Here is a 12,710-nt window from a genome sequence, read left to right on the forward strand (position 1 = left end):
CGCGACCTGCGTCAGAGCAGGTCGCGGAGCAGCGGGATAAAGGGCAGATCGGCGGCGGGCATCGGATAGTCGGCGAGTTCGGCGGCGTGGACCCAGCGCAGCGTCTGTCCTTCGCGCGCTGTGGGGGTGTGTTTCCACCGACGACACAAGAACAGCGGCATTAGCAGATGGAATGTGCCGTAATCGTGCGAGGCGAAGGTGAAGGGCGCGAGGCACGCCGGGGAGACCTCGATACCCAGTTCCTCGCGCAATTCCCGGATCAGCGCATCCTCCGGGGTCTCGTCCTGTTCGATCTTGCCGCCGGGAAACTCCCACAGTCCCGCCATCGGCTTGCCTTCGGGGCGGCGCGCCAGCAGCACGCGATTATCGCGGTCCAGCAGGGCGGCGGCGGCCACCAGGACCGAACGTCGCGCCGGGACTGCCGCGGCCGGGGAAGGGTCTGGCGCGGCGTCCTCGGACGGGTTCCGCGTCGCAAGGCCGGGCATGTCGGCGTGGGTCGCCTCGAACAATGTCACGGGGTGTTCGCCGCCACGGGCCAGGAACGGTTGCCGCCCGGCACCGACCTCGCGAAAGCCGATCTTGCGCAGTACGGCGATGGAGGCCGCGTTGTCCTGTGCGGCGCTGGCCGTGATCCGGGCGATGGGCAGGTTGGCCAGGGCCCAGCGCGTCACCCGTTCGGCGGCTGTCGACGCCGCACCGGTGCCCCAGTAGGGGCGCCCTATCCAATAGCCCAGCGTGGCGGTCTTTTGCGGTGCGTCGATGCGCAGGCCGATACACCCTAGTACCGTCTCGCCGTCGCCATCCTGCCGCGTGACCGCCAGATGCCAGGCATCGCCGCGATCATGTTCGGCGATGGTCGACGCGATCCAGTCGTCGGTCAGTGAACGTGGATAGGGAAAGGGTAGGCGACTGAGCATCCGCACGACGCTCCAGTCGTTGACCAGCCGGTGAATGACGGCAGCATCATCGGGGCGCAGAGGACGCAGACGAAACGGGCCGGCCTCGATCGCGCCGCGTGGAAGACGGCCGGCCGCAACGGATGACACCACGGGCGTGTCGCTCAGGCTGCAGTGGCCGGTGGTACGCCGCATTCGGCCAGCAGGGCACGCAGGGCGTTGATCACCGGAAACACTTCCTGATTGCGGTCGTGGCCGCATTCGTTCCACGCCGCCTGCTCAAGCTCGACGATGTCGCGGTCTTCGCGGAAAATGCGCTCGGTGAACGCGACGAGGAACGGCCACGCCGCGTCCAGCAGCCCCGGGATCTTGGGGCGCTTGATGGCCAGAAGGCCGAACACGCGGTTCGTCATCTGGTCCGCATCCTGCGGCGTGTAGGCGATCCACAGATCCATGACCGGATCCTCGTCGCCCGTCTGGATGCGCAGCGTCTGGTAGGGATATTCGGTGCGGATCGTCATCACGTCCCGATGGGCGTATTTCTCGCCTGTGCCGCGACGCTCGCCGAAGATCAGGGCTTCGCCCATGGGCTGCTTGCCGCTGGTACGCGCAAAGCTGTAGCGCGCCTCGACAAGGCCCGGGCCGCGTTCCTGACCGAGAAAGCGGGGCTTCATCTGTCCCATCTGCCGCATATGCATGAACTGATGGTTCATATCCATCAGGTTCTCATGCATGAAGCTGTAGTGGCAGCCGACCGGCCGGCCGAAACGGCGCACCTTGTAGCCCGGGTTGCCCACCTGCGACAGGCGCGGCAGCGGGACCGTGTCCGCGCGTTCCGGATCGCCGGGGAACACGAAGATCAGGCCGCCCTGTTCGCGGCACGGATAGGTCCGGACGCCGTTGGGCAGTTTACCCTTGCCGATATACGGCACGTCGATGCAACGGCCCGAACGGCCATAGGCCCAGCCATGATAGCAGCACTGGACCGCCTGGCCGGAGACCTTGCCGAGGCTCAGCGGCACTTGTCTGTGGGCACAGCGGTCTTCCAGCGCGAACACGCTGCCTTCGGTCGGGCGCACCAGAGCGATCGGTTCGCCCGCGTAGCGCGTCGCGATCGTCTTCCCGGGCTTGAGTTCGCGTGACCAGGCGACGGGATACCAGAAATTCGGGTCGCAATGGATGCGCCGCAGATCTCTCGTCGGGGTCTCCGCCGTCGCCAGATCGCAATGAGCCGTGTCCCGGTTTCCCTCGATGCCGCTGTTGCTGTCGTCCGGGGAAAGTATCTGGTCCATGGGCTCTCTGCTTGATGTGGCGGCGTGTATTTCCGCCGGCTCAGCGAACCGGCCGACCCCTTCCCCTGTAGGGGAGGGAGCCGATCGTGTCGAGGGCGAGGCCCGCTCAGTTCGCGGGGGGACGCACGGCGACGAGTTCGATCTCGACCAGCCAGCCCGGATTGGCCAGTGCCGCGACCTGGAACGCGGCGCGGCTTGGCAGGTTGGGCTGTGCCTTCGTTCCGAAGAACTCGGTATACGCCTTCATCATGCCCGGGAAGTCGATTTTGCCGAGCTTGGGGTCGGCGGCCATGAAGATGTGCATCTGCACGACGTCGCCGAAGCCGAGCTTCATTTTTGCCAGTTCGGCCTGAAGCTTGGTCAGGGCGCTGCGCGTCTGGGTTTCGGTGTTGCCATAGGCCTCGAGCGTCATCGGCTTGGCGGCCTTGTCGGCGACGTCGGCGCCAAGGCCGCTGAGGTAGATGGTGGCGTAGCCCGGCGGGACTTCGACCGCGCTGGCGATCGGGAACTTGCCCGCGGGAGTGCGCAGGACGGGGTCGGCGGCGTGCGCAGCACCGGCGAACCCGACCAGTGTCGCGGCAATCAGGGTGGCATTACGCAAAGGGAAACGGATCATGGGACGTGTCTCCTGGAGGTTCAGTCTTCACCGGTCGGCACGGGCGGCTTTTGCCCCGCCACGTCCGAGGCCTTGATCAGATCGGTGTAGTGGTTGCCGAAGCTGGTACGGATGTAGTTCACGACGTTGGCGATCTGTTCGTCCGTCAGGCGGCCGTTGAACCACGGCATGCCGCCGAAGCCGTTCAGGACGACATAGACGGGGTAGCCGCTGTCGGCGAGTTTCGGGTTGCCGGCGAACGCGGGAAACCGCGCGCCCGCTCCCTCGGCGCCCTTGCCGTCCGGCATGTGGCAGCCCTGGCAGACATGGCGATAGACGTCGGCACCTGTCGTCATGGGCGCCGACTTCGCATCCACGTTTGCCGCGGCGTCGGCACGCGCCAGACGCGGGCTTGCGGCAAGGCAGAGGGCGGCCGCGACGATCGGCAGCAGGCGGGACGTGCGGAAGAGGGGGGCGGGCATCAGGCAGCTCCGATCGCGCGCTTGTGGAGACGGGTGATCGCATCGAGCGAGGACAGGATCGCGCCTTCCTGCCAGCAGCCGATATAGGACGCGTGTTCACCGGCGAGGACCACGCGGTTATCGACCTCGCACAGGGTCTTGTAGTGCGTCTTGCGTGCCTGTTCGCTCCACATCGAACAGCAGCCGAGCGTCCAGGGCACGCGGCTCCAGGCCCACGACACGCCGTTGGAGAATTCCTTGCGGTACTGCGGATGGATCTTGGAGCCCTGTTCCAGAACCGCCTCGATCCGCTGCTCCGGCGTCATGCCGGCGAAGTCGTAGGCCGCGGAGCCGAACATGTAGGCACCGAGCAGGACCGCTTTGCCTTTCGAGAAGTAGCCGTGGCTCGGGTAGGAGATCTGGCTCATCTGCTGGTCGGTGAAGCTGATGCCGCCGTAGATCTGGTCGTCCTCTTCCCAGAAGCGGCGATTGAATTCCAGCCCGACCTTGACCGACGATGCATATGGCACGGCTGCGATCGCCGCTTTCATCGGTCCGCTGACTTGCACGTCGAGCTGCGACAGGATCGAAAGCGGGATCGTGCAGACGCAATAGTCGGCTTTCGCCTCGACCGTGCGGTTGCCGTGATTGACGTCGGTGTAGGTGACCGAGACGCCCTTGTCGTCCTGATGGATCGCGCTGACCTTGCAGCCGAACGTGATCAGGTCCTTGACCTGCTTGGCGAAGGCCTTGCCGATCTGGTCCATGCCGCCGACCGGCTGGAACATCGTCGTCTGCATCTCGAGACGCATGTTGAACGACAGCCAGTTCCACAGCCCCGACGCCATGATTTCATCGCGCGGCAGGAGGTCTGACGGGATGGGTGCCCCGTCGATACCGCCGCCCTGTGGTTTGGCAAAGCCCCGTCGCTGAGAGACGCGGTCGCTTTTGACATAGCGGTAAGAGGAGTCGAGTGTGCCCCAGCCTGCCATCGCCGCCAGAACGTGCTCGCGCTCGTCGGGGTGGAGAATGTCGTCCAGCTTGTGTTGGTTGACGGCCTTGGACAGCATCTCGGCAGTGTAGCCGTTGAAGTCGCTCATCACGTCGCGATAGCGCTGCGGCTTGCCGCCGAACGCATTGGTCGCGTGCAGATAGCTGTTGTGATTGACCTCGACGAACGGTTCGAGCGCGACGCCGAACTCGCGGCAGTAATGCAGCAGGCCCTGATGGTGATAGGGGATGCGCCACGGGCCGGGATTGATGTAGTTGCCCGGCGCGAACTTCACGGACTGCGAGGCGCCGCCGAGTTCGGTGAAGCTGTCGCCCGAATGCAGGGTAAAGTTACGGCCCCCCGCGCGGTTTTGGAATTCGAGAACCCGGACGTTGTAGCCCGCCTTGCGCATCTCGTAGGCGGCCAGCATCCCGGCCAGCCCTGATCCCAGGACCAGCACCGTGGTGCCCTTGCGCGCGCCGGTCAGGGTCGGCGGCGAGGTGAAATCGGTGCCCGCCGCGTGCCCCATCGCCGTCATGGCCTGATACATCGCGGCAGTACCGGCGGCGACCCCGATGCGGGTCAGCAACTGCCGTCGCGTCTGCGGTGTGAAGGGGTGTTGCTCTGGCATCCGGCTGGACCTCGTGGATGGAAGATGAACGCGACATGCGTCGCTCCTACCGCAGGAAGCAGTCCCGCGCGGGACGGTCAAGACAGGGCGTACCCGGAACGATGTATCGGAACGGAATGAGGGCGGTTCGATACGGGTGCCGACAGAACCCTGACCATGCGGTCAGTCGGGGCAAAGGTGCTGGCAGCAAAAGAGATTCCGAAGGCTCGTTGATATGACGGGAAAACTTTTATGTGATAAATATGTCATAGTCTTCACGGTAAAAAAAATCCGGCGCAAATTGCCATTGAAATGCGTCTGTTCGGCACGGCAATGATCCCCCGTTCCATCTCTTCGTCTCTCGGGGGTCGCCCACCTATCATGAGCCTCAATCGCCTTTTGCTTGCTGCTACGATCCTGTCCGTGCCCGCGTCGGCCGTGACCCTTAAGGCCCAGGCTGCCACCGTAACCTCCGCGACCAAGGCGACCACTCACGGCCGCACGCGTCACACCGCAACCCGTCCCGCGCCCTCGACCATGTCCGCCCCGGTGGCGGCGACGGCAGCGCCCGCTCCTGTCGTGGCGCCGATTGCGCGCCCGTCGCGCGCTCCGGCTGATTCCGGCGAGGCGGTGATCGTGACCGGTACCCACGCCTATAACCGCCACGCGCGCGATTCGACGGCGCCGGTCACGGTTCTGTCGGCCGCGACCCTGACGCGCACGGGTGCTGTCAATCTGGCGGATTCCATTGTGCGTATGGACCCGTCCATCACGACCCAGACACAGGGTTCGGACGTGGGCGCGCTGACGTCGTCGATCCGGATGCGCGGCCTGAACCCGAACGAGGTTCTGGTCCTGGTGGACGGCAAACGTCGGCATACGACGGCGAACATCATTGCCGATTCGGGTCCGCAGCAGGGCTCGACACCGGTCGACCTGAACATGATCCCGGCGTCGGCGATCGACCATATCGAGATCCTGCGCGATGGCGCGGCGGCGATGTATGGTTCGGACGCGATTGCGGGCGTCGTGAACATCATCCTGAAGAAGACGCCGCACGGGCTGAACATGGTCGCGCAGACCGGCGCCAACGCGTATAACGGCGACGGCTGGCAGTATCAGGTCGGCATCGACGGCGGCTTCGGCTTCGGCGACGACGGATACGTCCACATCTCCGGCCAGGTCACCCACACCGATCACATGGTGTCGCGCACGACCGATACGCGCTCAGCCGGAGGAACGCTGTTTCCGGCGGATTCGAACAAGATCGAAAGCACGCCGGAAGAGACGCGCGAAAATCTGGCGATCGAGTTCGGCAAGACCCTGTTCGAGGGCGTGCAGGGCTACGGCAACATCACCTACGCCCATCGTCATTCCGAGGCGTATGAGAACTTCCGCCCCAACGTGACATCGCCGGGCACGTTGCTCAAGGCCCTGTATCCGTGGGGTTTCTCGCCGCTTGAGACGCTTGAGGAGAACGACTTCGCCGCGACGCTGGGTCTCAAGGGCGATCATTTCCTCGGTTTCGACTGGGATCTGAGCACGACCTTCGGTCAGGACGGCGATTCCATCGGCAACAAGCACACGGCGAACTCGACGCTGTACACCCGGACTGGCTTCACGCCCACGACGGTGAACGCGGAATATTACAGCCTGTCGCAGTGGACGAACAACCTCGACCTGCGTCGGCGTTTCAACATCGCCCACACCGTGCCGATGACCCTGGCCTTCGGTGCCGAGCATCGGCTTGAGATGTACAAGATCGACCCGGGCGCACCCGCCTCCTACCTGTATGGCGGAACGGCCGGTTACGCGGGCCTGATGCCGCAGAACTCAGGTAACTGGAGCCGCGACGTGTGGGCCGGTTACGTCGATGGCGACTTCCACCCGTTGAAGCACTGGGATCTGGATTTCGCTGGTCGCTTCGAACACTATACCGATTTTGGCAACACCGAGAACGGCAAGGTCTCGACGCGTTACGACTTCACCAAGCGCATCGCCATCCGTGGCACGATCAGCAACGGCTTCCGTGCGCCCACCCTGCCAGAAGAGCATTTCAGTGCCCTGAACGTGTCGCCGACGGCGGCATCGGGCCTGTTGTCGACGACGTCGGCCGCCGGTCGGGCCGTCGGTGCGCAGAACCTGAAGCCCGAGCGGTCCACGAGCGCCGAAGGCGGCATTCTTGTCGAGCCGATCGACGGCTGGCACATCTCTGCCGACGTCTACCAGATCAATATCCGCGACCGGGTCGCCGGTTCGCTGAGCGTGAATGGTCCGACGGCGGTCAACGCGATCGAGGCGACGGGTGCGACGCTGCCCGTGGGAATCACCGACTTGACCAAGGTGACGGCGAACTACTTCGCCAATGTGGGTTCGACCCGCACACAGGGCATCGACATCATGTCGGACTACATGTTCCATCTGCATCAGTACGGCACGCTGGATTTGACGCTGGCGCTGAACCTGAACCGGACGCGTGTCTCCCACATCAACACGGACTCGAACGGCAACCCGTATCTGAACGCGCAGTCGGCGGCGTATCTGTCGTCCACATCGCCGCGCAGCAAGATCATCCTTCAGGCCTTCTACACGAATGGTCCGTGGGACGTGACCGTGCGCCAGACCCGTTACGGCGAGACCGTGTCGATGCTGACCTATCAGACCAACCCGCCTTGGGGTTCCGTCTGCGCCGCTGACGGCAAGGCTCTGAGCGGTTCCGTGAAATGCTTCCAGCAGTTCAAGAACACGCCGGCATGGCTGACGGATCTTGAAGTCGGATATCGTCTCGATCACCACTGGCACTTTGCCGTAGGCGCGAACAACATCTTCAATATCCGCCCGCGCCGCGTGCAGCTTTACAACAACTATCTGGGTGCGCGTCCGTTCGATTCCAACTCGTCGAGCATCCCTTTCACCGGTGGCTACTACTACGGCCGAATCAACGCTTCGTTCTAAACCGACGACGCACCAAGACGCCTTGAAAGCGCGGTCCTTACGGGCCGCGCTTTTTTGTTGTCCGGGCACGATGCCGATCCCTTGCCGATCGATCATTGATCTCGGTAGCGACATGATCGCCGCGATGAACTTTAAATGCCGTAACTGCAGTAATTGGGAAAAATTGACTGACGTACTTGCGTGTTGATGACTGTTGCAAATTCGCATCATTCCGGTGGTGACCGTCCGGTGCTCGACGTTTCTGTATTGCAACGTATGCGGTGGGTCTGTTCATCTTCTTGCCGAAACGGATCATCTGTCGGAAAAGAACACGCGCCCCATGACGTCCAAACGCATCCTCATTGCGGCTACCATGCTGACCGTGCTTCCCTCCGTTCATGAAGCGGTCGCGGCCACAACGTCCGCGACTGTTGCCAGGCAGCATACGAACAAAACCGGCAAAGCCGCCGCATCCGCCACGACCCGCCAACGCACGGCGGTGACACCGGCCGCCACGCCTGTTGCGGCACCTGTCGTGGCGCCGATTGCGCGCCCGTCGCGCGCTCCGGCTGATTCCGGCGAGGCGGTGATCGTGACCGGCACCCACGCCTATAACCGCCACGCGCGCGATTCGACGGCGCCGGTGACGGTTCTGTCGGCCGCGACCCTGACGCGCACGGGTGCTGTCAACCTTGCTGATGCGATCGTGCGCATGGACCCGTCGATCACGACACAGGGACAGGCGGCCGACGTGGGCGCGCTGACGTCGTCGATCCGGATGCGCGGCCTGAACCCGAACGAGGTTCTGGTCCTGGTGGACGGCAAGCGTCGGCATACGACGGCGAACATCATTGCCGATTCGGGTCCGCAGCAGGGCTCGACACCGGTCGACCTGAACATGATCCCGGCGTCGGCGATCGACCATATCGAGATCCTGCGCGATGGCGCGGCGGCGATGTATGGTTCGGACGCGATTGCGGGCGTCGTGAACATCATCCTGAAGAAGACGCCGCACGGGCTGAACATGGTCGCGCAGACCGGCGCCAATGCGTATAACGGCGACGGCTGGCAGTATCAGGTCGGCATCGACGGCGGCTTCGGCTTCGGCGACGACGGATACGTCCACATCTCCGGCCAGGTCACCCACAGCGATCACATGGTGCCCAGGACGTATGACACCCGGTCGCAGGGTGGCACCCTGTTCCCGTCCAACCAGAACATGGTGACGTCGACGCCAGAAGAGACGCGCGAGAATCTGGCGATCGAGTTCGGCAAGACGCTGTTCGAGGGCGTGCAGGGCTACGGCAACATCACCTATGCCCATCGTCATTCCGAGGCGTATGAGAACTTCCGCAATCCTCAGGGGGCCGCGGGAACGGCACTTCTAGCTCTGTACCCGTGGGGTTTCTCGCCTCTGGAGACGATCGAGGAAAACGACTACGCCGCGACCCTGGGTCTGAAAGGCGGCCATTTCCTCGGCTTTGACTGGGACCTCAGCACCACATGGGGCGAGGACATCGATTCGATCGGGAACAAGAATTCGGGTAATCCGAACCTGTACACCAGCACCGGCTTCACGCCCACGACAGTGAACGCGGAGTCCTACAGCCTGTCGCAGTGGACGAACAACCTCGACCTGCGTCGGCGTTTCAACATCGCCCACACCGTGCCGATGACACTCGCTTTCGGTGCGGAGCACAGGCTTGAGATCTATCAGATCAATCCGGGTGCCCCGGCGTCATACGAACAAGGTGGCATGCAGGGCTATGCGGGCCTGATGCCAGAGAACTCCGGTAAATGGAACCGCGATATCTGGGCGGGTTACGTCGATGCGGATTTCCACCCGTTGAAGCACTGGGATCTGGATTTCGCTGGTCGCTTCGAACACTATACCGATTTTGGCAACACCGAGAACGGCAAGGTCTCGACGCGTTACGACTTCACCAGGCGCATCGCCATCCGTGGCACGATCAGCAACGGCTTCCGTGCGCCCACCCTGCCGGAAGAGCACTTCAGCAGCCTCAACGTCTCGCCCACCGGCGCGACAGGCCTTTTGTCCACGACCTCGGCCGCCGGGCGCAGCATCGGCGCAAGTGCCCTGAAGCCCGAGCGTTCGACGAGTGTCGAAGGTGGTATTATCGTGGAGCCAGTCGATGGGTGGCACGCCTCCGTCGATGTCTATCAGATTGATATTCGCGACCGTATTTTCGGTGGTGGGACGGTCAGTGGCGACACGGCGATCTCGGCCATCGATCTGACAGGTGCGACGCTGCCGGCCGGTATTACGGGTGCAGACGTGGCGGCGAACTATTTTGCCAACGTGGGTTCGACGCGCACCCAGGGCATCGACATCATGTCGGATTACATGTTCCATCTGCACCAGTACGGCACGCTGGATTTGACGCTGGCGCTTAACATCAACCGCACGCGCATGCGCCACATCAACGACAACGCACAGGGTCAACCCGTCCTGAACGACCAGACGGTCAGCTACCTCACCTCGACATCTCCGCGCAGCAAGATCATTCTGCAGGGGTATTATACCAATGGTCCATGGGACGTGACGCTGCGTGAGACGCGTTATGGCGAGACGGTGTCCATGGTGCAGTATCAGGATGCCACTCCGTCCAACCTTATCTGCCCCAAGGACGGCGGCTCCCTTCAGTATTCGACCTCGTGCTATGCGCAGTTCCGGAACAACCCTGTGTGGCTGACGGATCTCGAAGTCGGTTACCGGGTCAATCATAACTGGCATTTCGCCATTGGCGCGAACAACATCTTCAATCAGCGACCGCGCAAACTGTCGTCCTGGTTCAACTATCTGGGCTCCAACCCTTACGACAACACAAATTCGGGTATCGGTATCACCGGCGGCTATTACTACGGCCGGATCAACGCGACCTTCTGATCGCGGACATAGCGCACACGCGGGAAGGGCGATCGCGTCGGGTGGTCGCCCTTTTTCTGTTCGGGCAGACGTCTGAACGACAAAGCCCTTCGGCCATTAAAACGCTTTCCATGTAGTCATTTCGAATCCATAATGCATTTGCGTGTGTGCATGGGGTCCGACGACGTCGGCGCCGAATCGGGAGAGGCAGTTCGGATGGCGGGATTGAGGAAAAGTCGGTGGGCCGCCATGGCGATCGCGGCCGCCGGGCTGTCGGGCGTGTCCGGGACACCGTCGGCGCGTGCCGCGCAACCCGTCCTGCAGGCCGAACAGAGCACGGTCGCGACACTGCCGACCATGTCGTCCCACTGGTTCCTGCCCGCTACCGGTTCGGAATCCTACACGCTGTATAATGGTGATACGGCGCAGATTCTCGGAACATTGCCGGGTGACCTGATTTCGAACGCCGCGTTCAGTCCCGACGGAAAGACTTTCTATGTCGCGGTGACGATGTGGGCGCGCGGCGATCACGGCCCGCGGGAAGATTTCCTGCGTGCATATGACGCGCACACGCTCGCCCTGGTCAAGGAAATCGAACTGCCGCCGCGCGCGCTGGCCGTCTACAAGATCCAGAATATGGATCTGAGCCAGGATGGACACTGGGCCTATATTTTCGACATGAGCCCGGCCACGGGTATCACGGTGATCGATCTCAAGGCCGGGAAGGTCGTTCGCACCGTCGATACGCCCGGGTGCGCGCTTGTGTTCCCGTGGAAAAGCGGCGGCCTGTCGTCGCTGTGTGGTGACGGTTCGCTGACCAACGTGGCCGTGGATGCCAGCGGGGCCGCGAAAGTGTCCCACGTCGCACCGTTTTTCGATGCCAACAATGATCCGGTGTTCGAGCAGAGCCCGATCGACCGGCACGCGGGGATCGCGTTTTTCATAACCTACACTGGTAAGGTGTTTGAAACGTCGCTAGGCGCTACGCCGACGATTGGCACGCCGTGGACGTTGTCGGCGGCCGCTGGCCAACCCGTTGCCACGACCGGCGTTCAGGACGTCGCGTGGCGTCCGGGTGGCAAGGAGCCTTTCGCCTATCAGCGTGCGACCCGCCAGCTGTACGCCCTGATGCACATGGGGACCTACTGGACCCACAAGCGCGAAGGCAACGAGATCTGGGTGTATGACACGACGGCCCATACGCTTTTGCGGCGCATCGCACTGCCTGCGGACTGCGTCGGGATTGCCGTATCGCAGGACCAGCATCCGTTGCTGTATGCCCTCACTGGCGAGGGCAAGGCGTTCGTGATGGATGCCGCCAGTGGCAAGGTGCTGCATACCATCGATGCGCGGATCGGTGGCATCGCCCTGACGCCGGATCTGTGAAACGCCAGCGCAGGACAGCGACGTCATGGAAAGCGTGATCACCGGGCAGGCCCTTGTCGCGGTCCTGATCGTGGCGCTGGCGCTGTGCGTCTGGCGGCTGCGACAGCGGATTGGTGACATGATGATGCAGGTTGCGCCGGCCGGTGCGCTGATGACCGCCGGCGGCATGGCGCCTGGCACGGCCGTCCCGGCACGCGCCCTGATGGCACTGGACGGCTCCTCCGTCACGGTGGGTGGTGTTACGCCGCGCCCGACGCTGCTGCTGTTCGTATCGGCATCATGCCCGATCAGTGCCAAGTTGATCTCCATCGCCCATGCGGTGGCGTTCGCTGAGCGGGTCGATCTGCTGTTTCTCGGCGATGACGCTGCTGCCGTGCAGCGCGACTTTGCCCATTTGCATCACATCGTGCCAGAACGCTTTGTCAACGATACGGAGATCGGGCGTGTCTTCGGGATCGACAAGTTGCCGTACGCCGCGCTGATGGAGACTGACGGCACGCTGATCGCTCGTGGTCTGGTCAACAGCCGCGAACATCTCGAAAGCCTGATGGTCGCTCGTGAGACGGGGTACACCACGGTTCAGTCCTACCTCGACGCCCGTTCTGCCCATTCCCGGACCTTGGCGGCCTGATACAGGGTCCGTCGCGCCACAAGAGGA

At 63.2% G+C, this 12,710-nt stretch carries 9 protein-coding genes; 4 read left to right on the plus strand and 5 right to left on the minus strand.

The window, feature by feature from the left end:
• Window positions 1–11: 11 nt before the first annotated feature.
• From HUK82_RS02375 to HUK82_RS02395, 5 genes are all read right to left on the minus strand, one after another.
• Window positions 12–1,091, minus strand: coding sequence for a bifunctional GNAT family N-acetyltransferase/(deoxy)nucleoside triphosphate pyrophosphohydrolase (locus HUK82_RS02375; RefSeq protein WP_176612429.1), 1,080 nt, complete (start codon window positions 1,089–1,091; stop codon window positions 12–14).
• Window positions 1,061–2,188 carry an aromatic ring-hydroxylating oxygenase subunit alpha gene (locus HUK82_RS02380; protein WP_176612430.1) on the minus strand — a complete coding sequence of 376 codons (1,128 nt, stop codon included), beginning with the start codon at window positions 2,186–2,188 and terminating at the stop codon, window positions 1,061–1,063. Before HUK82_RS02380 ends, HUK82_RS02375 begins: the two co-directional genes overlap by 31 nt.
• Window positions 2,189–2,294: 106 nt before the next feature.
• Complete coding sequence (locus tag HUK82_RS02385; protein WP_176612431.1) at window positions 2,295–2,804, minus strand: RidA family protein; 510 nt, start codon at window positions 2,802–2,804, stop codon at window positions 2,295–2,297.
• 20 nt (window positions 2,805–2,824) lie between these two features.
• Window positions 2,825–3,265 carry a c-type cytochrome gene (locus HUK82_RS02390; protein WP_176612432.1) on the minus strand — a complete coding sequence of 147 codons (441 nt, stop codon included), beginning with the start codon at window positions 3,263–3,265 and terminating at the stop codon, window positions 2,825–2,827.
• Entirely contained in the window at window positions 3,265–4,866 is a 1,602-nt protein-coding gene (locus HUK82_RS02395) for a flavin monoamine oxidase family protein (protein ID WP_176612433.1), read from the minus strand. The genes HUK82_RS02390 and HUK82_RS02395 overlap by 1 nt, the downstream gene beginning before the upstream one ends.
• A gap of 360 nt (window positions 4,867–5,226) precedes the next feature.
• Here HUK82_RS02395 and HUK82_RS02400 point away from each other — a divergent pair, with 360 nt between their 5' ends.
• The 4 genes from HUK82_RS02400 (at window position 5,227) to HUK82_RS02415 (ending at window position 12,683) form a co-directional block, all read left to right on the plus strand.
• On the plus strand, window positions 5,227–7,800 hold the full coding sequence (locus HUK82_RS02400) for a TonB-dependent receptor plug domain-containing protein (RefSeq protein ID WP_176612434.1): 2,574 nt from the start codon (window positions 5,227–5,229) through the stop codon (window positions 7,798–7,800).
• A gap of 319 nt (window positions 7,801–8,119) precedes the next feature.
• Entirely contained in the window at window positions 8,120–10,687 is a 2,568-nt protein-coding gene (locus HUK82_RS02405) for a TonB-dependent receptor plug domain-containing protein (protein ID WP_176612435.1), read from the plus strand.
• A 228-nt stretch (window positions 10,688–10,915) separates the two neighbouring features.
• Window positions 10,916–12,052: an amine dehydrogenase large subunit gene (locus tag HUK82_RS02410; RefSeq protein ID WP_246495036.1), complete on the plus strand. Its 1,137-nt coding sequence runs from the start codon at window positions 10,916–10,918 to the stop codon at window positions 12,050–12,052.
• 25 nt (window positions 12,053–12,077) lie between these two features.
• Window positions 12,078–12,683 (plus strand): thioredoxin domain-containing protein, encoded by a 606-nt coding sequence (locus HUK82_RS02415; protein ID WP_176612437.1) that lies wholly within the window; start codon window positions 12,078–12,080, stop codon window positions 12,681–12,683.
• Window positions 12,684–12,710: the final 27 nt, after the last annotated feature.

The sequence above is a fragment of the Ameyamaea chiangmaiensis genome (genome assembly GCF_013376175.1).
Taxonomy (GTDB): domain Bacteria; phylum Pseudomonadota; class Alphaproteobacteria; order Acetobacterales; family Acetobacteraceae; genus Ameyamaea; species Ameyamaea chiangmaiensis.

Bases quoted from the DNA above. Each gene is read 5' to 3' on its own strand.
- HUK82_RS02375 (WP_176612429.1), bottom strand. From the start codon at position 1,091: ATGCGGCGTACCACCGGCCACTGCAGCCTGAGCGACACGCCCGTGGTG.
- HUK82_RS02380 (WP_176612430.1), bottom strand. From the start codon at position 2,188: ATGGACCAGATACTTTCCCCGGACGACAGCAACAGCGGCATCGAGGGA.
- HUK82_RS02385 (WP_176612431.1), bottom strand. From the start codon at position 2,804: ATGATCCGTTTCCCTTTGCGTAATGCCACCCTGATTGCCGCGACACTG.
- HUK82_RS02390 (WP_176612432.1), bottom strand. From the start codon at position 3,265: ATGCCCGCCCCCCTCTTCCGCACGTCCCGCCTGCTGCCGATCGTCGCG.
- HUK82_RS02395 (WP_176612433.1), bottom strand. From the start codon at position 4,866: ATGCCAGAGCAACACCCCTTCACACCGCAGACGCGACGGCAGTTGCTG.
- HUK82_RS02400 (WP_176612434.1), top strand. From the start codon at position 5,227: ATGAGCCTCAATCGCCTTTTGCTTGCTGCTACGATCCTGTCCGTGCCC.
- HUK82_RS02405 (WP_176612435.1), top strand. From the start codon at position 8,120: ATGACGTCCAAACGCATCCTCATTGCGGCTACCATGCTGACCGTGCTT.
- HUK82_RS02410 (WP_246495036.1), top strand. From the start codon at position 10,916: ATGGCGATCGCGGCCGCCGGGCTGTCGGGCGTGTCCGGGACACCGTCG.
- HUK82_RS02415 (WP_176612437.1), top strand. From the start codon at position 12,078: ATGGAAAGCGTGATCACCGGGCAGGCCCTTGTCGCGGTCCTGATCGTG.